21 protein-coding genes are annotated in these 20,148 nt (G+C 59.1%); 7 read left to right on the forward strand and 14 right to left on the reverse strand.

Annotated features, from left to right (window positions below):
• Positions 1-19 precede the first annotated feature (19 nt).
• Together MIC97_RS13670 and MIC97_RS13675 are read right to left on the reverse strand one after the other, a co-directional pair.
• Positions 20-235 carry a DUF6499 domain-containing protein gene (locus MIC97_RS13670; RefSeq protein ID WP_239800457.1) on the reverse strand — a complete coding sequence of 72 codons (216 nt, stop codon included), beginning with the start codon at positions 233-235 and terminating at the stop codon, positions 20-22.
• Positions 236-428: 193 nt separating this feature from the next.
• The gene (locus tag MIC97_RS13675) at positions 429-956 is read right to left on the reverse strand and encodes an antirestriction protein ArdA (protein ID WP_239800458.1); all 528 of its coding nucleotides are present in this window, start codon (positions 954-956) and stop codon (positions 429-431) included.
• Positions 957-1,372: 416 nt separating this feature from the next.
• Between MIC97_RS13675 and MIC97_RS13680 the strand changes: the two genes are divergently transcribed.
• Positions 1,373-2,410, forward strand: coding sequence for an SIR2 family protein (locus MIC97_RS13680; protein WP_081703375.1), 1,038 nt, complete (start codon positions 1,373-1,375; stop codon positions 2,408-2,410).
• Entirely contained in the window at positions 2,407-4,155 is a 1,749-nt protein-coding gene (locus tag MIC97_RS13685) for an ATP-binding protein (protein ID WP_021696256.1), read from the forward strand. The genes MIC97_RS13680 and MIC97_RS13685 overlap by 4 nt, the downstream gene beginning before the upstream one ends.
• Before the next feature lie 7 nt (positions 4,156-4,162).
• On the opposite strand, the gene MIC97_RS13690 is transcribed toward MIC97_RS13685, so the two are convergent.
• The 9 genes from MIC97_RS13690 to MIC97_RS13730 form a co-directional block, all read right to left on the reverse strand.
• Complete coding sequence (locus MIC97_RS13690) at positions 4,163-7,231, reverse strand: N-6 DNA methylase (RefSeq protein WP_021696255.1); 3,069 nt, start codon at positions 7,229-7,231, stop codon at positions 4,163-4,165.
• Complete coding sequence (locus MIC97_RS13695; protein ID WP_066809405.1) at positions 7,228-8,982, reverse strand: N-6 DNA methylase; 1,755 nt, start codon at positions 8,980-8,982, stop codon at positions 7,228-7,230. The genes MIC97_RS13690 and MIC97_RS13695 overlap by 4 nt, the downstream gene beginning before the upstream one ends.
• Positions 8,979-9,311: a ribbon-helix-helix domain-containing protein gene (locus MIC97_RS25225; RefSeq protein WP_308206226.1), complete on the reverse strand. Its 333-nt coding sequence runs from the start codon at positions 9,309-9,311 to the stop codon at positions 8,979-8,981. The genes MIC97_RS13695 and MIC97_RS25225 overlap by 4 nt, the downstream gene beginning before the upstream one ends.
• Before the next feature lie 136 nt (positions 9,312-9,447).
• Positions 9,448-10,536: a tyrosine-type recombinase/integrase gene (locus MIC97_RS13705; protein WP_239800459.1), complete on the reverse strand. Its 1,089-nt coding sequence runs from the start codon at positions 10,534-10,536 to the stop codon at positions 9,448-9,450.
• Positions 10,526-10,726: a transcription factor iiib subunit gene (locus MIC97_RS13710; RefSeq protein ID WP_239800460.1), complete on the reverse strand. Its 201-nt coding sequence runs from the start codon at positions 10,724-10,726 to the stop codon at positions 10,526-10,528. Before MIC97_RS13710 ends, MIC97_RS13705 begins: the two co-directional genes overlap by 11 nt.
• Positions 10,727-10,817: 91 nt before the next feature.
• Positions 10,818-11,534, reverse strand: a complete 717-nt coding sequence (locus MIC97_RS13715; RefSeq protein WP_239800461.1) for a hypothetical protein — start codon at positions 11,532-11,534, stop codon at positions 10,818-10,820.
• A gap of 101 nt (positions 11,535-11,635) precedes the next feature.
• Positions 11,636-11,857: a hypothetical protein gene (locus tag MIC97_RS13720; protein WP_239800462.1), complete on the reverse strand. Its 222-nt coding sequence runs from the start codon at positions 11,855-11,857 to the stop codon at positions 11,636-11,638.
• Positions 11,854-12,072: a hypothetical protein gene (locus MIC97_RS13725; protein ID WP_239800463.1), complete on the reverse strand. Its 219-nt coding sequence runs from the start codon at positions 12,070-12,072 to the stop codon at positions 11,854-11,856. Before MIC97_RS13725 ends, MIC97_RS13720 begins: the two co-directional genes overlap by 4 nt.
• Positions 12,069-12,500: a hypothetical protein gene (locus MIC97_RS13730; protein ID WP_239800464.1), complete on the reverse strand. Its 432-nt coding sequence runs from the start codon at positions 12,498-12,500 to the stop codon at positions 12,069-12,071. Before MIC97_RS13730 ends, MIC97_RS13725 begins: the two co-directional genes overlap by 4 nt.
• A 90-nt stretch (positions 12,501-12,590) precedes the next feature.
• Between MIC97_RS13730 and MIC97_RS13735 the strand changes: the two genes are divergently transcribed.
• From MIC97_RS13735 to MIC97_RS13745, 3 genes are all read left to right on the forward strand, one after another.
• Positions 12,591-12,824: a helix-turn-helix transcriptional regulator gene (locus MIC97_RS13735; protein ID WP_239800465.1), complete on the forward strand. Its 234-nt coding sequence runs from the start codon at positions 12,591-12,593 to the stop codon at positions 12,822-12,824.
• A gap of 24 nt (positions 12,825-12,848) precedes the next feature.
• Entirely contained in the window at positions 12,849-13,676 is an 828-nt protein-coding gene (locus MIC97_RS13740; RefSeq protein WP_239800466.1) for a DUF4145 domain-containing protein, read from the forward strand.
• A gap of 104 nt (positions 13,677-13,780) precedes the next feature.
• Complete coding sequence (locus MIC97_RS13745) at positions 13,781-14,179, forward strand: hypothetical protein (protein WP_239800467.1); 399 nt, start codon at positions 13,781-13,783, stop codon at positions 14,177-14,179.
• Between the two features lie 121 nt (positions 14,180-14,300).
• Here the strand turns inward: MIC97_RS13745 and MIC97_RS13750 are convergent, their stop codons facing one another.
• Both MIC97_RS13750 and MIC97_RS13755 read right to left on the reverse strand, forming a co-directional pair.
• Positions 14,301-14,576 carry a hypothetical protein gene (locus tag MIC97_RS13750; protein ID WP_239800468.1) on the reverse strand — a complete coding sequence of 92 codons (276 nt, stop codon included), beginning with the start codon at positions 14,574-14,576 and terminating at the stop codon, positions 14,301-14,303.
• Positions 14,577-14,685: 109 nt separating this feature from the next.
• The gene (locus MIC97_RS13755; RefSeq protein ID WP_239800469.1) at positions 14,686-15,801 is read right to left on the reverse strand and encodes a hypothetical protein; all 1,116 of its coding nucleotides are present in this window, start codon (positions 15,799-15,801) and stop codon (positions 14,686-14,688) included.
• Positions 15,802-16,124: 323 nt separating this feature from the next.
• On the opposite strand from MIC97_RS13755, the gene galE reads away from it, so the two are divergent.
• On the forward strand, positions 16,125-17,120 hold the full coding sequence (gene galE / locus MIC97_RS13760) for a UDP-glucose 4-epimerase GalE (RefSeq protein ID WP_239800470.1): 996 nt from the start codon (positions 16,125-16,127) through the stop codon (positions 17,118-17,120).
• 134 nt (positions 17,121-17,254) lie between these two features.
• The gene (locus tag MIC97_RS13765; RefSeq protein WP_239800471.1) at positions 17,255-19,162 is read left to right on the forward strand and encodes a GumC family protein; all 1,908 of its coding nucleotides are present in this window, start codon (positions 17,255-17,257) and stop codon (positions 19,160-19,162) included.
• A 116-nt stretch (positions 19,163-19,278) separates the two neighbouring features.
• Here the strand turns inward: MIC97_RS13765 and MIC97_RS13770 are convergent, their stop codons facing one another.
• On the reverse strand, positions 19,279-20,106 hold the full coding sequence (locus tag MIC97_RS13770; protein WP_239800472.1) for an FkbM family methyltransferase: 828 nt from the start codon (positions 20,104-20,106) through the stop codon (positions 19,279-19,281).
• Between the last annotated feature and the right edge of the window lie 42 nt (positions 20,107-20,148).

The following is a 20,148-nucleotide window of genomic DNA, read 5'->3' on the forward strand; positions in this document are numbered from 1 at the left end:
CCAGATGGGCGATTGCTGGTCATGCGGCGCGTCGGGATCGCACGGGAAATCGCAAACCCCAGCGATGCCCGAATGCTTCGAGGTCGCGGGTGGCCGTCCCTCCGGTCAATGCGATGGTTTGGCAGTCCTGACGATATTCATCGTTGCGGCGCAAATATTCCCAAGCGAAACCAGCGGCAGGGATGTGCTTTGTATGCCCGTATGCCGCCGGAGATCGCCAATCGATGCTGAGCATGGCGTCACCTCCCCAAGCCGGGATGCTGGGCAGCGCCCGGCGAAAAGAGGTTCAAGGGTCACTGGAAATATAGAAGCCGCTCAAAGCAGATACCTTGAGCGGCTAAGCCGATCATTTTTGGTGTTTTTGGCTTGGCGACAGCCGGTGATTCCGCGATGCCTGTCCCTATGAGCACGGACAGGCAGTCATGTTCTCATCTGCTGGAAAACACATGCACCTCGCCGTGCCCGGTTTCGATGGTGAAAAGGTCGCCGCTCAACTCGGCGTCGTGCGCCATCGCCTGCCAATCGACATAGTAGCGCAGCGCCTCGGGAATAGTGATGCTCTCGTTGGTCAGTTCCTCCATATAATCGGCGAGACTGGCAAACTGACCATGATAGCAGTCCTGCAAGGCGGTTTCGGCTTGGTCTATGTCGCCGCTGAACTGCTCCAATAGGCCCGCGCCGAGTGCGCCATGCTCTGCGATTACAGCGGCCATCCGCGCCACGCTGTCGATGCCGGCATACTCGGAGATGCTGACGCCCTCGAAGCCCTCATAGTCGTGAATGGCGTATTCCTCCGCCTCCGTGGCAGGTGAACGGGCAAGCATCGCGGCAATCTGGTCCCTGATCTGGTCGACGTCCTGATCCGCGTCGATCCAAGCCCCATGCAGATAGCCATTGTTGTAGGCGGCAAGGCAGGCGACATAGATGCGGAGATTGCTGTCGGATATGTTGGTCATGTCTCTGATCCTCGGGTCTGAAGGTCAGCGAAGCGGAACGCCGCGCCTGATCTTCTGGCCGTCGCCGAGACTGGGGGGTGCAAGGCGCAGGGGCGGCCGGGACGGAGGGGGATCACCCGGCCTGCACGAAACGGAGGAACGATGTGGAGGAAGGCTGGGGAGACCGTCCCGGCCGAGCGTTAGCGATCCCTTGCGCCGCGCGGGGGGCAGCACCCCAAGCAACTCGCCCGGTGTGAGCTGTAGCGGGAGGCGGGCAGAAAGCTGGACCAGGATGTGCAAAGCCGCTGAACCTAGAATCCGAGCATCCTGATCGCCGTTTTTGTTATTATGTCGCGATATCGTTGGTATCGCTTAGGAATTGATCATCAGCCATACTAACCGAATCGGTCCCCAAAGAGACTGGCGAGAGGGCGCGCTTGGACATTCATGAGCTTAAACTGCTGTTGCAACAGCATCTTACAGACGGCCTAGTAACGGTTGTCGGCTCGGGTCTGTCATGTGCGGAAGGGCTGCCGGGTATGGGCGAATTAGCTACCCATCTCGATGCGACTGTGACAGCAGGCTTGGCGGCAGCGGAGGTAGATCGGTGGAACGACATTTCACCGCTTCTGCCGACCAAGGGCCTCGAAGCGGCTCTACTGGAAGTGCCACCGACGACAGGACTGGAAGTCGCAATCGTTGCGCGCACGGCTGAACTGATCGCTATGCGTGAGCGCCAAATCGTTGCTGGAGTTTTCTCGCGGACCCGCACGCTTCGTTTTACCGGGCTTGTCAAGCACTTGTTAAAACCTCATACGGGGCTTCCGGTCGTTACCACCAACTATGATCGTTTGGTTGAGGTCGCCGTGGAAGAAGCAGGCCTCGGCGTCGATACGTTGTTCGTCGGCCATTTTGCAGGTGAGTTGAACGAGCAGGAAAGCCGCTTGAGCTTCTGCCGGGAGGTGACGCTGAAAGGCGGACGAGCACAATATCGTTATCGTCCGCGCGCCAATATCTTCAAACCTCATGGCAGTCTCGATTGGTATCACCGCGACGGGAAGCCCGTACGCTACTCTGGCGATCTCGATCTACCGCGGCTCATCATCACGCCGGGGTTGAACAAGTTTCGCAACGGCTACGAAAGTCCGTTCGACCGCCATCGGGAACGGGCAAATTCGGCGATCGACCGTGCCAGCCGCTTTCTCGTGATCGGCTATGGCTTTAACGACGATCACCTGGAAACTCACCTTACGCCCCGTATCCGCAGTGGCGTGCCCACGCTCCTTTTGACCTACGGACTCTCGGATAACGCCGTGAAGCTCGTAAACGAGTGCGGCAATGTCATCGCGATTCAGCGCGCCGAACAAGCAGGCGTTTCCGGCTCTGGCGTCTTTGTCGCCGGCGTCGAGACATTCTTTCCCGGTCTAGACCTGTGGGATCTGGGCTCATTCGTTGCAGAGGTGCTTGAACCATGACTGAAGCCGCTCTCCAATTTGCTGACGAGGATAAAATCGGACGCGTCGCGTCGGTCGATACCAGCCGTGTTGCGATCGATGTGACGAACTCCGTTCTGCTCACGCGGATCGGCATCGGACAGCTCATCGCCATTCGCGGCGCGACGGAGCGCGAATATCTCATCGCCATGACCGAGCGCGTCACCCGCAGCGTCAGGGAGGAATTGCCCGGCCCGGACGATGAAGATGCCGATGGCGGGCTTTTGGCGGCGGTGCCGACCGACCTGATCCAAGGCGTGTTGATTGGGACATTCAGAACGGTGGAGGGTGATCGTAGGAATACCTTCAAGCGCGGTGCCGATAGCTTTCCGCAAATCGATAGAGACTGCTTCGTCATCGAAGGCGGGAACCTTCAACGCTTCATGGGCATCCTCGGAGCCGGTTTCTCCGCCGATGAAAGGCTCAAGCTCGGCACGTTCGTCGCGGATCGCACGGCCGACGCGATTGCCAGTGGCGACAAGTTCTTCCAGCGCCACGCAGCAATTCTCGGTAGTACTGGATCAGGTAAAAGCTGGGCGGTTGCGCTGATCCTTGAACGGGCCGCGAAGCTAAAATTTCCGAACATCATCGTGTTCGACATGCATGGCGAATATGCCCCCTTGGCGGACAAAGCGAATGGAGGATTTGCCACGCGCTTCCGCATTGCTGGTCCCGGCGATCTGGAAAATCCGGGCGACGACACGCTATTCCTGCCGTACTGGCTGCTTAATCGCGATGAAATGCTGTCGATGATCCTCGATCGCAGCGACCAGAACGCCCCCAATCAGGCGTCACGGTTCACTCTGCATGTCCGCTCTCTAAAAGGACAGACCCTCGACGCCGAGGGTAAGGCAAACATCAAGAAAACATACACCGTCGATTCACCGATACCCTACGATGTGAAACAATTGGTCGGGCTTCTGAACACAGACAACACCACAAAAGGCGTTGGTAAGACTGGACCGGTGAAGGGGGAATGGGAGGACAAGCTGACGCGGTTCCTGTCGCGCCTCGAAGCAAAGCTGGACGATCGTCGCTACGGTTTCATGTTCGCACCGCCACCTGCTGCGATGAAATACGACTGGCTTTCAGCGCAGATGCTCAAACTGCTGCAATCTGGCGATGACACAGGCATCAAGGTTATCGACTTCTCCGAAGTGCCCGCCGACGTACTCCCCGTGGTGACGGGGACGCTGGCGAGGCTACTTTATGATGTTCAGTTCTGGATGAGCGGGAAGACCCGGACGCCGGTTACGCTGCTCTGCGACGAGGCGCATCTTTATCTTCCGGTTCGCGATGACGCTGACGCGGTCCAGCGTCAAGCCCTCGGCTCATTCGAGCGAATCGCCAAGGAAGGCCGTAAATATGGCTTCTCGTTGTTGGTGGTGAGTCAGCGCCCGTCGGATGTCAGCCGGACGATCCTGAGCCAGTGCAATAATTTCTTGGCTCTGCGCCTGACGAATGAAACCGATCAGGGCGTCATCAAGCGCCTGATGCCGGATTCGCTGGCGGGGCTGACGAGCATTTTGCCGTTACTTGATACGGGTGAGGCGCTGTTGTTGGGTGATGCGGTTCTTCTACCAACGCGGATCAAGCTCGATATGCCCAAAGTGGCACCCGATAGCGCTACGCGGGATTTCTGGAAGGAATGGGGATCTGCCAAACCGGATGATGCGGCCATCGCGTCGGCTATCGAATGCCTGCGGGGGCAATCTCGAAACGGCTGATTTGTAATCATGAAGGTACAGGCACTGCCTTGGCCAGAGCCATATCTGTCGCCGACAGTAAAAACAACGCGCTGACACGGGCTTCAATACGTTCGCGCAGCGCGACCGCGTTGCGCTCATGGAGCGTTTTCTGGCGCGGTGTGCGTGCCGCCAGTATGGCATCGTTGGCGTCGATCAGCTGACGAACCAGCGTTTCAATCTCGGTGCGCTGCACCAGCGTCGCCGGCGGAATCGGCAGATGCTCGATGAACTGCTTGCCGTGAGAATAGTAACCGCCCCGGAAGGGGCTTGTGTGCGTCCTGACCATCGCTTCGCTCAGGGGATGATGCAGCACCGCCAGCAGGAAGAAATTGCTTTCCGGTGCGCCGTCCTGCGGGCGGATCATGTAATACGGGCCGTTCCCGCCGCCAGTCATCATGATGTTGCTTTCGTCGTAAGCATAGCGGGCTTCGAGCGAGAGAATGGGAAGGATGATCTTCGGGCTGTCGAACTTCGTCAGGCTTTGGGAGCGGCCAAATTGGTAGAATTGCCGATCGGCGGCGGTGCCGCCGACGACATTGCGGCGCTCCAGTTCGGCCTTCCGCGCCGTCAGATACGCGAAGCACACGGGGAAGCGCCGCGCCATGTCTGCCGGTTGGATCAGCCGGGCCGTGGTGCGGGCAGCATGGACGATCTCATAAGGGAAGATCATCCATGCGTTCGCTTCGGCCCGTGTAAAGGGATAGAGCTTGGCATCATGCAGGCAGGGCCGGAGAATGCCGCGCTCGATCGGCCAGTCCCTGCCGTCCCATCGTAGCGTTACCGTGTCGGCCGTCTCGGCCGCCGCGCGGAAAATATAGATCGGATCGGCGCTGGTCTGGACGCCGACGAAGATTTCCGCCGCGTTCCCCAGCTCGCGGCCGCAGGCCGCCCGCACACGCGCGAACAGCGCGCGCGTGTCGTCGTCCGCGAACTGCCAAGGATCATCCGTCAGTTCGGCCGCCGGCAGCACATTCCGGGGGCCCGGCGTCCCGTAGCGCCACGGCTCCAGAGCCTCGACGCGCTCCACCATCACATCGGCCTTGCCCTGCCGGTCGAGGATCAGCAGGCAGGTGTAATTCGCCGCCTGCCGCCCGAAGACCTGCTGCACGCCGAAATGCACGATCTCTTCAAGGATATGGTTGGCCGTCACTAGATGGCGGAGCGCACGCCCTGCCTGAATCGTCATGAATTTGTGCGGGATGATGACGCCAAGCCGCCCGTCCGGTCGGACAAGAGACAAGGACCGCTCGATAAACAGCGCATACTTGTCGAAATTGTCCTGCCGCGCTGTCGTGTAGGGCGAGGCGGCGTTTTGATAGAAAGCGGCTTCTTCCGGGGAATACGCCTGCATGTTCTGGATGCGGATATAGGGCGGGTTCCCCACGATCACGTCAAACCCGCCCCGCGCCGTTTCGGCGGGGAACTCGTCGGCCCACGAGAATGGGTTGACCTTCTCCAGCAACTGGGCCGGCAGCGCACCCCGCGCGGCCGTCCATTCCGCTTGACTGACGAGGCTGTTGCCCGCCCGCAGCGTTCCGTCCAGCTCCGGAAGGGCCGGCGTGCCAGTGCGCCCAACGTAATCGCGGAGACCGGCCGCGCCTTCGTCCTCGATCAGCTTCAGGAGAAGGCTGAAGCGGGCCACCTCTACGGCATTGGCATCAATGTCCACGCCTCGGACATGGGCAAGCAGAATGCGGCGCTTTTCCTCGAAGGTGAGCCGCCACAGTCCTGCCCCGGCTTCGTAGATCGTCCGACCGACATGCGCCGCGCGGTCGTTGGCCTGATACCAAGCCAGATAATGGTCGGTCAGGAACTCGAACACCGAGAGCAGGAAGATGCCGGAGCCGCAGCAAATGTCGGCAACCGTGAACACCGCCAGATCGGTCGGGGCCTTGCCGGCGAGGCGCGGGCCAAGCGTGCGCTGAACGATGGCGTCAACGATGTAGCGGGGCGTCGGCACCACGCCACCGCTTTCCCGGACTTCCGGCTTGCTGGAGATCTCGACCGCGCCGGCAGCGTCGATCGTGATGATCTCGCCCAGGAACTGCTCGTAAATTTCACCAAGCACTTCGGTTTCGACCACGGCGAAGGTATATGGACTCTGCGGATAATATAGCTCGTTGATGATCCCGCTCAGCACATCATCGCTTACGCGGACGCCCAGCCGGGCGTCATCGAGAAGCCGGAACAGGCCGGAATCGTAGAAGGCATCCGCTCGCCGCAGCTCCGCCAGTAAGGCATTGAAACTGCCGTCGCCGGCAGCGAGGTCGCGCAGGGTTTCATAGCGTTCAATGTCGCGGTCTTCACAGATGCGCAGGAATACGATCCGCAAAAGAAAAAGCTGCACCGCATAGGTAAGTTCTTCCGGCGAGAGGCCGGGCGTGTTGCAGTGAATGTCCTGCGCCAGCCGCTCGCGCCACGAACGCACCTGGCGGAGGAAGAAATCGTCGAACTGTTCCGCCCCATGGCGCGTCACATCGACGGAGAAACGCCGGTCGAAATCACCCGAATAGACCGCCGCGCGGGAGAGCAGCGGCCACAGCTCGTCAAAGCGAGCCTCGAGCTCGTCGTAGCGCACCAGCAGAATGCGCGCGACATTCGCTTCGTCGGTCAGGTCGGGCTTGGGCTTACAGTCATAGACCGCAAGTTGATGGAAGTTGGTCAGCACCGCGATCGGCAGGCTGGCGGAATATCCGTAACGCCGCGTCTGAAACGCCGCGTCCCGGTTGCGGTCGATATGGATGCTCGGCTTTTTGGCTTCGACGAACAGCTTGCGTTGGCGGGCAAGGCGCAGTTCATAGTCCGGCTTCTTGGAGAGCCGCTCTTCGCCAACCTCAACCGTGGCCTCTTCAATGACTTCCCGCAGGCCAAGAGGCTGGCCAGCCGCATTGTGCACGTCCCATCCGAACGCCGCGAGTAATGGCGTGATGAAGTCGGTGCGGGCCTGCGTCTCGTTATAGACGGCGCGCAGATAGTCTGCTTCGTTGCGCCTGAAGCTCTGAACCAGCTCGCCGACCCGAGCGCGCGCGGCTGCCTTCAGGTCTGGACCGGTCATATCGCCTGTTTCCGCGTACCGCGCCGGCGCGAATTGCGACGGTCCCTCATCTGTGTCCAAACGCTTTTCAGAAGGTCGCAGTCTGCGGCGCTCAGGCCCATATGCTCGCGTAAGATAATTTTCGCGTTTTCCTCAAGCACCGCGTCCAAACGTCCGGCGCGGACAAGTTGATCGACGTCTTTAAGTGGCATGGCGCCGTTGAGCTTCGCCGGCATCAATAGCCGCTCGGCTTCGGTCGGCTCCAGCTCTAATACGCCGCCGCCATAGCTACGCCCCTCGATCTCGGCCGAAGCGGCTGTAAGCCATGTATAGGTATTGGCGATCACCCGCTCCGGCTTCGCACCATGGCTGCGCATCCGGTGGATTGTGTCGGTGGAGGTCGCCCCTGAAGCATTCAACACCATGCGCGGAAAGTCATAAATTTGCCGGAAGGCAAAGCCATCCGGCACCCAAACAGAAGGTACCAGATACCACGGTTTGCGGATTGAGCATTTGTATCCCTTGTGGAACTCCTTCCGTTCGCCATCCTCAATGTATTGCCGTAACTTAGCACTCAATTCGCTGGCCTGTGCCGCGCTGATATTGAGCAGATGCACGCGGTTTCCATCGGCGGCAAGGGATATCCAATCGGCCTTGCCGAGCTGGCTTCCTTTGAGCTGCACGGAACGCGACACTAAAGGTGTCGTGTAGCCTTCAAGGCCGAAGTCTTTGACCTGATCAGTTGAAAGTACGAAAAACTCATTCTTACCCGTGACCACGCCCACGTCGATACTTGCGTGTGTGGACATGGAGGAGGTGATTTCCGCATCGCGTAGCTCACGCATGAAAGAAATCTGCCGGTTGTCTAGGAAGTATTTCAGCCACTTCTCACTGTCATGGCAAATGATCTTCGGTTCGGCCCGATCGAGCAGCAGGGCGGGCCGGATGTCGGTGATGTCGGCCACCGTCTCCGCCGCCGTCAGCGCGACCCGGCAGGTGTTGTCTTCGGTTGCGGCGGCCAGTGCGCCATCTGCCAGCAGCAGCACAACCTCCTGTTCAGCGTTCTCAAAGAACAGCTCGTTGCAGGCGATAACGTCGATACGCTCGAAATGATCTGTCAGGTACGACCGGAGTTGAGCAGCATAGGTGACTTGTAGAATTTCCGCCGGCAGGACGAGCGCCAAGCGGCCACCCGGTTTTAGGCTGGCCGTCGCCGCAACGACGAACGGCACCCAGATGTTGGTCAGACGGTTCGGTTTCAGCCCCTGATCGCCCATGATCGCCATGGCGCGGGCGCGGTGCGGTTCGGGGAAAGACTGATAACGAATAAAGGGAGGATTGCCCACGATCACGTCGAAAGCGGGTTGATCGGTTCCCTGCCACCAACCGAAGAAATCCGAGTTGCAAACGATTTTGTCCGCGGCTTTTCCGAGATCGGGGCGCAGGCGTTCCGTCGCCGCGCGCGCTTCTGCGGTGACGATCTCAACACCGGTGAGGTGATGTGGAATCTTCGCAGGTGTCACGCCCAACGACAAAAGTCTCTGGGCGGCTGCTTCCAAGAAAGCGCCATCACCACAGCTCGGCTCCAGTACGGTGTCATCAGCAGACTGGATCGCCCATTCACAAAGCCACGCTGCGACCTGTGCAGACGTGTAGTAGCCACCTCGCAACTTGTCTTTGTCTAGGTCAGCAAAGCGACCGCGCGGTGACACTGTAGAGGCGGCAACCTTTGATTTAGGAGCGCGGGGTTTGGTGGTGCGAGCGGAAGTCATTCTTTCCCCATATGAAGCAGAGGCATGTCTTCCTTGAGGAGACGGTCAACCGCTTCGCGGACGACCCATGCTACTGATACTCGATTCTTGCGGGCTATCTCGTTTAGCTCCCTATGCTGCTCCGCTGTCAGGCTGACTGACAGGCGATGGGCCGACTTGTCATCGTGGACATGTGGTGCGTTTTGCATAGCGGCTCTAAAGTGATTTGCCTTTGCACCACCTTGCACCACATCGGTGCAAGGCGCAACGCGGCCCTCGACTACCTCGACCGATTTTCTGCCGAAGCAGATGTAGCCCGACGCATCGTCCCTGGATGTTTGTAAGCACATATCCAGGTCACCTAAATTTATGCCAGACGCCACCCTCCAGTCGTAAGACCGCCGCCGATCAGCTTTCCCCGAAAGAGGGGCTTTAGAGGGCTATAGCGTAGACGTAGTTATCATCATCGCCCGGCGTGGCGCGCCACTACTTAGCATGTTTCGCACCCTCCTGTTTTGCAGACCGTTTTGCAAAATCCGTTTCCAGTACGTTCTCAAGTTTGGCGATGGCATTGTCGGCCATGGTACTCGTGCGAGCGAGATACTTGTCCAAAATCTCCTGCGCCCGGCGCAGTGAATGGCCGGTGATGGAGACGATCTCACCGAGGTTGCAGCCAGCCTGAAACAGCATCGTCACGGTCGTGCCGCGAATGTCATGGAAGTGTAGATCCTCGATACCTGCCGCCTTGCAGGTCTTTTCCCACTGGTCAGCAAAGTATCGCTTCTTGAAGGCGCGGCCGGTCTTTGTGGTCAGGATCAGTGTCGAACGCTTATCCAGTCCGTCCAGCGTGGCCTTGAGAGCCTTCGTGCAGCGGATGGTCACGAGGCGTCCGGGCTTGTCGGCCCGCTGGCTCTTGCCTTGCCGCAGCGACAAATGCGTGCCGCTGTAGTTCGACCAGGCCAACCGGAGAATATCGCCCTGCCGCTGTCCTGTGTGAAGCGCTAGAACTAGCGCAAGCTTCATTTCCGGCTCGGCAATCGCCATGAATGCCTCGACGTGCTCCGGCAGCCAAATCTTGTCCGAACGGTCGCCCTGATAGGCGCGGTCGAAGCTGTCGAGCACGTTGCGGTCAAGGGGCCCATCCTTCGCGGCCCACGAAAGGATGCGGGCAAGGATGGTCACTCGGTTGTCGGCCTCACGCGGATGATTCGCTGAATACTCGTCGTGCCACTTGAGCACGTCGCGGCGGAACGCCTTGTCTTCAAGCGCCACATGCGGACAGGTGCCGTAGAGGTCTTCCCAGAAGGTCATGACGCGCCGGTATTCTGTGCGTGTGCTCTCGGCCAGTTTACGCCATTTCGCGGTCGCCTCGAATTCCCGAATCACGCCGGACAACGTTCCGTGTGACCGAGTGCGGGATTTTGCTTCGGCAGCGGCAATGGAGGCCAGAAACTCCGGCGAGCCCGGTTCACCATGTAGACGCGAGCCGGTAGCGCGGTGGTAGTAGTAGATGACCTCCTTGCCGCTCGCCAGCGTGCGCTTGACGGGGTTTATTCCCTTCAACCTAGCGCGCATTTTCGGCCTTCCACTTCTCGAAAGGCGACATCTCGGCCGCTGCCGCGATGTCCAGAGAATCCTCCCCAACGACTTCAATGCGCCCGTCCGGGTGCCTGATCAGGCGCGCGCGCGAATACCCGGCAGCCCTTGCAGCCTTGAACAGACGCGTTGCATCAGACTGGGGAATGAGGGCTTCACGCTTTGCCATCAGCGAACACCCTCCGGAGTTTTGACGAGCACGAGCAGCATGCGGGAAACATGCATCATGACCGTCACGGTGTGGACAAACTTCGGATGAGTCATGACTTGCCTCCGATCAGGAACCCTAATCGGCGCAGTGTTTCGAGCGTAATCGTACGGGTTTCCGTCAGGTCGCCGCTCCAGCTCATGTCCCCGGATTCTGCGCGGCGGAATGCTTCATCACCCTGCACGTCAGAGGATCCGCCGAAATAATAGGAATGATCCTCGATGACCTTCGGACGCCCTGCGACAACAGTGCGAAACGTGATGTCGATAAGCGGCACAGGGAATCGGAATTGCACTCGCAACGCCGATGGCCACGTAAACAAATTATCTCCCTCCTCGACGCCGATTGCGTGATGAAAAGAGCCGTCAGCGATCGACGCGATGATTGCTGTAAGTGCCTCCGACGCCGTGTGACCGGCGGGCAGCGCAGTCAGGTGGCCGATCTCGCAGCCAGGCAAATGCCAGCGCGAATCAAGCTCTTTGGTACCGGCCTCTGTGCGCATCCACCCACCATCGCTACGCAGCTCGGCATACTGCCTCCAGCGATCGACAGATCCTTTGACGTTCGGTCCCGCTATCGGTGAAGCCAGCACGGAAATCAGAAGATTGGCGGCATCCCGCGCGGTCATGTCCGCAGCGCCGCGACCACGCTTGGTCTTGGTGCGGATACCAGCTTCCATCAATGCACGATCATGCAGCAGAACGGTCGCAGGCTGAACAACCGCGACCGCTTCTGAGAGAGTGTGAATGAGTTCCGTGGAACGTGCCATGCTACAAGAACCGTTTTCGCTTTATTCTGTGTAGCACGCATAAATGCGTTTTGACAATCATTCTGCGCTGCGAACTTTTTATTGCTGTGGATGGTCGCTGTTCAAAGCCCTTCATGGCTCTCCAGCGCGTCATGCACTGGGCCCATGAGTTCAAGGGCCAGCTTTAATGCTATGCTGATGTTGCCAGAGAGTGTCCCGTTTGGGCCGCGCTCTGCGATATCCCAAGCCGTGTTCTCACAAAGCGCGACTATAGCCATGGCGTCGTAGCTGCACTGGATGATTTCGGCGGCGGTCATGTCGCCGTGGGGCACGATCCGGCTCATTCCGCCTCCTGCACGATAATTTTTCCAAGGTTGTTTGAGGCGTGAATCTCATCCATCAGAATTTTGATATTGGTGATAGCTATGTCCATCACCGTTTGGATGGCTGCGACTTGTTCAGGATCATCGACGTCACCGACCGCCATGTATGCGCAGTCGAGGATGCGGGTGGCATCATTAAGCCTGTCGTGCACGATATGCGGCTTAATCGCGTTCATGACGGTCTGCCCCCGCGTTCCGCCGTGACACGCGCCAGTTCCGTAGCGTTGTAGAACAACATGAAGCCCCCTTCCTCGCCCCTGAAAAGCCACTTCCCGCCATGGAAATCCTGCAAGGCATTGATCATGGCCCATTGGGTTTCAAACAGAATGCGGCGAGGTTTCTTGTTGCCGTACTCGACGTGAATGTTTGGCGCACCGTCATGCGGCGGTCGCACCTTGAATTCCCAATATTCACCCTCCATCTCGCCCAGCGCCATAGAGAGTTCGTTCGCAAGGCGCAGAATACGCTCGCGAGGGTTTTCCGATGCCGCACTCGCGACAGCAGGCAGCGCCACGACAGGCGCAGAGGCGATGCCGCCAAGGATGGCGCGGCGGTTGATTCTTGGCATGCCTTCGGCGGCAGCCGGAAACGCTTGTTTCGGCATGGGTTGCTCCGGTAACGGTTTATTTGTACAACGTCCCTACGGATAGTGACAGAATGTAAATCTGTCAACTCCAATTGGGACACTGTACAAATGAAGCCAGTTCAAATTCGGATGGCACGAGCTGCGCTCGGTTGGGGCGTAAGAGATCTGGCCGAGAAGGCGGGAATAACTGCCAACACTGTGACGCGGATCGAGAACGGCGCTGATGCGAAGCAATCAACGCTCGAAGCCATGCGCAAGGCCATGGAAGAAGCCGGCGTGATCTTTGTTGCGGAGAATGGCGAAGGTCCGGGCGTGAGGTTGAGGAAGAACCATTCCGATTGATTCAAATTTCAGCTTCGATCTGATATGAAGCCAGCTACAGGCTGTAAATTTGTGGGAGGCGATTTGTCAATCAAACCATTTGAATGGACTTGCCGGTACTGTGACCGCGATCAAGTTGTGACTAGCAGCAATTTTGATCAAAAGTTTTCACCTCTTGAGGTGGGAGCAACAAAGGATGGCGAAGTTGGTGCAATTGTCACGGGAATCAGATGCACAAACCCAAATTGCAATGAATTGACGCTTTCAGCGCGACTAGTGAGCGCGGTCTACTCCCCTTATACTGAGTGGCAAGTTAATAGAGATAAAGACCCGCTAGAAAGTTGGCCTCTTCGACCACAATCATCAGCCAAACCGCAACCGTTGTACATTCCGGCGCCTCTACGAGAAGATTACATTGAAGCGTGCCTTATTCGCGATCAAAGCCCCAAGGCATCAGCCACACTCGCACGCCGATGCCTACAGGGAATGATCCGCGATTTCTGCGGCATCTCGAAAAACCGGCTGATTGACGAGATCAACACGCTACGAGATCGAATTGAAAAGGGAATAGCCCCCAAAGGTGTTGAAGCTGAAACGATTGATGCGATTGATGCGATTCGGGGTGTGGGGAACATCGGCGCCCACATGGAGAAGGACATCAGCCTCATCGTTGAAGTCGACCCCGGAGAGGCACAGACCCTCATCGAACTGATCGAGATGTTGTTCAAAGAGTGGTATGTCGCGCGTCATCATAGGCAGGAGCGCCTATCCAGAATCCAATCCATCGCCAAGGACAAGCAGGCACAACTGGCGGTGCAGAAAGCGCCAACTGCGGACGCTCCATTGGCGATTACCAATCAATCTGACTCATGATCTCCTGCCGATAAACCTTCAGGAGGCGGTCAAACCGTTCCAGATCGGAACGGTTTGACTTGGGAAGTCAAAGCCGATTTGGATGTGAGGAGGAGGGTCACCAGATGGAATTGAAAGAATTTGTCGCGGAAACGCTGTCGCAAATTATAGAAGGTGTTCGGATAGCGCAGAAGCGCGAAGACGGCTCAAACGTGAATGCGGCAATGGGCCATGCAACATTCGGTGGGAGCTTAGTAAACGTAGGAGACTATGGTGTTGCCACTCGTGTCGACTTTGATGTGTCAGTATCGGCAGAAACCAAAGGTGGCGCGGGTGCTAAACTGACCGTCTTCGGCGTTGGCGTAGGAGGCGGCGCAGAACATATCGCGGGGAGCGCTAATCGAATAAGTTTTAGCGTCCCGGTGCGGTTGCCCGATGGCGATACCAAACGGCAAAACCAAATCGAGGCAGGAAATCAAACTGGATATTCGGCTGTGGATTACAACCCCATGGATTATACATAGTTCCTGCCAGCAAAGCCGCCCCCCCTGCCCATATATGAGCAGGGGTAAAGCGTTTCTGTCTGGAGCGCTTTTGCAAATGTTCCAGACGAGAACATTTGACCTCGCCCCACACGGAACTACATCACGCAGCCGCTGCAACGCGCAGCTTTAAAAGCGGATCGATCCGCTGCCCGATCTCATCGGGCCATTCATGCAGCGCCTGTGATGTCATTGCGCCCGCCACGATCGCGACATGCTGAATACAGCCGCCGATCGAATACCCCATGACCGGCTTGGCTGCCTCGCCGCAGGTGAGGTCATTGGGACACCGCCTCCCTTCCTCGAAAGCTGCAACTACGGCTTCCACGGTGAAGGCTTCCGGCAAAGGCAGCAGAAGCGCCACAGCGAGCCGTCTCATTTTTGTCCAAAGCACTTTGCTTTTATTCAGAAACAGGCGACGCGCTTTAAGGTCTTATTCTTATGTATGTCGCCTTCCCAAAGTCTGCTCCCCCTTTGGGAGGCAGGCTTCAGGTGAAGCGGCCGCCGATCAGGCGGCTCCATTCTTCGCCGGCCAGTCCGTTCAGAAACGCCTCGCCGTGTGCCATGGCGTTCAGCAGGGCGGGGTCGCGCGAATGGGCAATGGTGGCGGTTGCTGGCAGAAAGGCCGTGCGCCGCGTCAGCATTGCGGCCAGCAGTTCCGGCTGGGTGCGCCCGCGCAGCGCCGCGACGCCACGATTTGCTGCATGTTCGACCAGACAGTCGATCACCGCGCCGGCCTGCCCAGGGCGGGACATGATCTGCAGAACACGCCCTATGCCGCCTTTCAGGGCATGATATGCGAAGGCGCCGACACTTGCGCCGCTCGCGGTGGTCACGCTGGCCATGACGAACTGGCCCCAGTCCGGCTTTTCGGCGGCATCCGAAAGAACCCTGTCCAGAGCGACGGCCGGCCAGTGCGGTTTCAGTGCAAAGTGGGCTGTCAGAGGCTCCACCAGCTCCGCAAATTCGGCCCGGCTGATTTCCCGGGTGCGCAGCGCACCCGGAGCCATGCCGCTAAGGGCGGTGGCCGTCCAGCGTGCCTCTCCCGCCTTGAGCCTTTTGCGCCAGACGTTGTCTGTTGCGAATGCCAGCGGATTGAAAATCCGGGCGGGAGAGAAGCGCTGGCCGATCATGCTCACCGCAAATGAGCAGGGGCGGATGATGCGGATCCAGTCGAGGCTGTACTGGGGCAGGGTTATGCCGCGCAACCTTGTCCACATATGGGTGGATATGTGATTGGCCGTTTCGCTGAACGAGAGGTCCTGCGGCCCGTCCATGAATGCCTTCATGAGGCGGGCGCCTGCCATGGGATCGCGGTTTCCCTCCGCGACCATGAACGAGCTGCATATGGCGGCGCGCAGTTTCCGGTCGTTCCATGCCATCGGCAACACATGCACGCCAATGAACCCCGAAACTTCACCCGCATCCGTGACGTGGACGAGTGAGGTGATGTCATCACCGCAACCGGGCGCGCTCAGGTAGAAACTGCGCATGTAGTCGACGAGCGAGGCGGGCGCCGGACTGTTCTTGTGGCGCAGAACCTGCTGCAGCATGTTTGCCACGACGGGAAGATCCTGCTCAGTCAATGCACGGATAGTGCTCAATGCCGATCTCCCAAAGCGCCGCGCAACGCAAATTTCCGTTGCGCACGCACCTGTTCCTGCAAGTTCACCCGCGTCATGCAGGGGCCGGAAACTGGCCGGTGTCCTGACATTGATCCCCCAAGTGCGCTTTTTCCTGTACTGCCGGCAGCAGGGCTACCAGCAACGGGTAAATGGCTTGTAGCATCTATCGTTAAACAGAGGCTTATCGCTGTTTCCGTCTGTCCGCGCTAAGCACGATTGCAAGGTTTGGGAGCGCGGCCTTTCCAGCATCCGCCGGAACCGATATGAGATGCCACTACAGACAAGAGGATGAGAGCGCTCGTATGACGGTTTTGGTGACGGGTGGTGCTGGCTACATCGGCAGCCATATGGTGTGGGAACTGCTGGATTCCGGCGAAAAGGTCGTCGTCATCGACAATCTGTCGAAGGGTTTCGACTGGGTTGTGGCGCCCGAGGCGCTGCTGGTACAGGGCGACGTCGCCGATTCCGCGCTGGTTGGCGGTCTCATTCGCGAGCACGGCGTGGATTCCGTCATTCATTTTGCCGGATCGATCGTTGTTCCGGAATCCGTGGCGGATCCGCTCGCTTATTACCAGAACAACACCTGCAAGACGCGCACCCTCATCGAAACCGCTGTGCAGGCGGGTGTCGGCAATTTCATCTTTTCCTCGACCGCCGCCGTCTATGGCGATGCTGGCATCGAGCCGGTCAGAGAAGAGGCGCGTCTCAACCCTGAATCGCCTTATGGCCGCTCCAAGCTGATGAGCGAATGGATGTTGCGTGACGCGGCCGCTGCGCATGATCTGCGGTTCACGGCGCTGCGCTATTTCAACGTTGCCGGTGCCGACCCGCAGGGGCGCACGGGCCAGTCCACGCCGGGCGCCACGCATCTGATCAAGATTGCCTGCGAGACGGCGCTTGGCAAACGCCCCTTCATGCAGGTTTACGGTACGGATTACCCGACAGCCGACGGAACCTGTGTGCGGGACTATATTCATGTCAGCGATCTGGCGCGGGCGCACCGGCTTGCCCTGCAACGGTTGCGGGCGGGCGGAGACAGCATCATCGCCAATTGCGGCTATGGTCACGGCTACTCGGTTCTGGAAGTCATCCAGGCGGTCAGGCGCGCCTTTGGTGGCGATTTTGAAGTGCGCAATGGCGATCGCCGTCCCGGCGATGCGGCCTCGGTCGTCGCCAACGCGGATCTGGCGCGCAGCGAACTTGGCTGGGCGCCGCAGCATGACGACCTCGGGCAGATCGTTTCCGATGCGCTCTCCTGGGAACGCCGGCTTCAGACCATGAATTCGGTGCGCGGCTGACGATATCGTTCCTGAAAAGGATGACGGGGCATCCGGTGCCTGAAACGCCGACTTAACGCGATTTTAAGTCTGTTTGCGCATAGGTTGTTTACCATCTGGCAAATTGCCGTCATCGCTTTTCGGGGCTCGTGCGCATGGCATCTCTTTCGGGCAACAGACCCGGCAGACAGATCGATTCCACCGTCGATCTCTACGATCTGGGCAGGACGCTCCTGCGCCGGCGCTGGACGATACTCTTTTGCGTGGTGGCTGTGACCGGTCTGGCCTTTGCTGCGCTGAGCACGATAGCGCCCCGCTATTCCGCCACGGCGCGCATTCTCATTGATCCGCGCGAGCAGCGCGTGGTGCAGAACGAAATCGTCCAGCAGGGGCTGGGCGGCGATATGGCGCTGGTCGACAGCCAGATCGAGGTGATCACCTCCGAGGCCGTGCTTGGCCGCGTCGTGGAAAGCATGAACCTCGCGGACGATCCCCAGTTCGGCGGGCAGCCCGGTGGAGGGCGCACGGCTGCCGACATCGCGATGGAAGGGCTTGCCCGGGCCACCGAGGTGACGCGCCGCGACAACACCTATGTGATCGAGATCAGTGTCACCACCCGTGAGGCGGCCAAGTCCGCGCGCCTTGCCAATGCGATTGCGGCTGCTTATGTCGCCGATCAGATTTCGTCGGCCGCCAATTCCGCACGCGATATCAGCGCTGCCATCCGCAGCCGGCTTGCCGAGCTGCAGAAGCAGCTGAACGATGCCGAGGAAGGGATAGAAACCTTCAAGCGCGAGCACAACATCTCGCTTACCGAAGGCCAGACCCTCGGCGATCGCCGGCTGACCGATCTTTCCGCCCGGCAGTCGGAAGCGCTGGCACGCGTCAATGAAGCCAATTCCCGCCTTCAGGTTCTTGAAGAGAGCCTGCGCACCCGTGGGTATGTGGGCGCGACGGTTTCCGATGCCGGCAGTGCCATGGGCGCGCTGCGCACCCGTCTGGCGGATGCAAGGCAGCGGCTGGCCGATCTTCAGAATGTTCTGGGGCCACGTCATCCACGTGTCACCGCCGCCATCCAGGAGGTGACGCAGGCCGAAACCGCCATTCGCGAAGAAAGCGGCAGGCTGGTGGCAAGCGCGCGTGACGATCAGCGGATTGCAGTCGATGCGCTGAACAAGATCAACGCAGAACTTCAGAGCGCCACCACTGCATCGTTCTCGACCAATCAGGATCTGATCAGGCTGCGCGAGCTTGAACGCGAGGCGCAGTCGATCAGGCTTGTCTACGAATCCTTCCTCGTACGCGCGCAGGAAACAGCGCAGCAGGAAGGCATTGCCGCGCGCACCGCCCGCGTGATCGCGGAAGCGGCAGTGCCAGCCGCTCCCTCGTTCCCGCCCCGCATGCCACTTCTGATTGCCGCCGTCTTGATGGGGCTGTTCACCGGCATACTGATGGCGATCCTGCTCGACTTTTTCGCGGGTCTTCTGGGACGGCGCGCAAACAGCGCAGCGCTGATGCCGAGACCCGGCGCGGAAGTTCAGCTCAACGGCCTCGTTCTGGTGACGACGCTGCATGATCCGGTCACGGCCCGTCAGGGTGCGCTGGACCTTGCGCAGGGAGCCGCATCGCGTGGCCGGCGCACGATCTTCATCGATCTGGCCGAAGACGCACCCAGAACGGTTCCCGGGCTGGCCGACATCGCACTCGGAGAAATTTCCGCTTTCGGTGCGGTGGAAGCCGATCAGGACAGTGGGCTCCATGTCCTCAACATCGGGCGCTCGCGCGCCGTCGAACGTCTTTCCCGTCGTGAGGTTTCCAACGTTATCGAAGCCGTCACAGCCGAATATGACGACGTCGTGGTCAATATCGGTGAGCTCGAAACCGAGCACGGCCTGCCTGCCCGAACCGTTGCCGAACTGACCCGCAACGCGGCTCTTGTGGTCAATCCCGGACGCGTCGATGCACGCGAACAGCGCATGGTCGAGGCATTGTCAAATGATGGTGCCGTGACTGTCTCGCTGGTGGCCCGCGGTGAAGCCAGCCGCCTCGACAAGGTGGCCTGATCCGGCCTCCCGGCTGATGCCTAGCTTAAGGATGTGATGCCACGGGGTTCATGCCGTGGTGATTTCGTCCATCCCCGCGAGCAAGCGGACACTGCTCGCAGCAATGTGCAGATTGTTCACTCGTCGTCGAGCGCGGCATGGGTGTCATACCATCCCGGAAAGCCGATGTTCGCCAGCTTGCCAGCATGCCACAGAAGCTTGTGCAGACCGGGAAGCTGCATCAGCGGTGAATCGCTGCCAAGCCACCGATATTTCCTGAAAATGGTTCGATAGTCGTCCAGAATTCCTTCGTAGCTGACCCAGCTTTGCCTGATATCGTCGCCAAAGGGACCGGACGAGTCTGCGGGGAACGTGTATGAAAACTGCTCGCCGTTTCTCCGGGTGAACACACCTTGCCTGCCGGGGATGTATTCCTGCTGGACGGCCTTGAAACGGCTGTAGCCCAATGCCCGCAGCCGGTCGCATTCTGCGATAACCTCGCCAAGATCTTCCTTCGAAGATTCGATGGAAATGTATTTCGGCCTGTCAGGAAAACTGGCCAGAACCTCCAGCACGTACTGATCCGCACCTTCGATGTCGATCTTCATGTAAAAAGGCATCCCGAATTCGCGAATGACTTCCTCAACATCGATACGTCGCGCGATGATCTTTTTTGACGCGGCTCCGGCTTTCTCGTTGCGTTCGACCCAGTCCCTGTCGATTGTGCCCCAGACCGAGCGTTCGTTGACAAAGAATGTCAGCGTATCGCCTGCCGACGCAGGCGCCACCGCGCCTTCCATGATGATGAGCTTGCCGGTCTCGATCTGCGCGGAAAAGCGATTGCGGCATGCCTGAGCCAGTTCCGGGTTTGCTTCGAACGAGACCACCCGGAAGCCTTTTTCCAGATAAAATGCCGTATCTTCGCCCTTGTGCAGCCCGAAATCGAACACCAGATCGCGTTTCAAAAACTGATCTCCCCGCAAATCAAATTGTTGGCCCATGTTATG

The sequence above is a fragment of the Aquamicrobium sp. NLF2-7 genome (assembly GCF_022359935.1).
GTDB classification, from domain to species: Bacteria; Pseudomonadota; Alphaproteobacteria; order Rhizobiales; family Rhizobiaceae; genus Mesorhizobium; species Mesorhizobium lusatiense.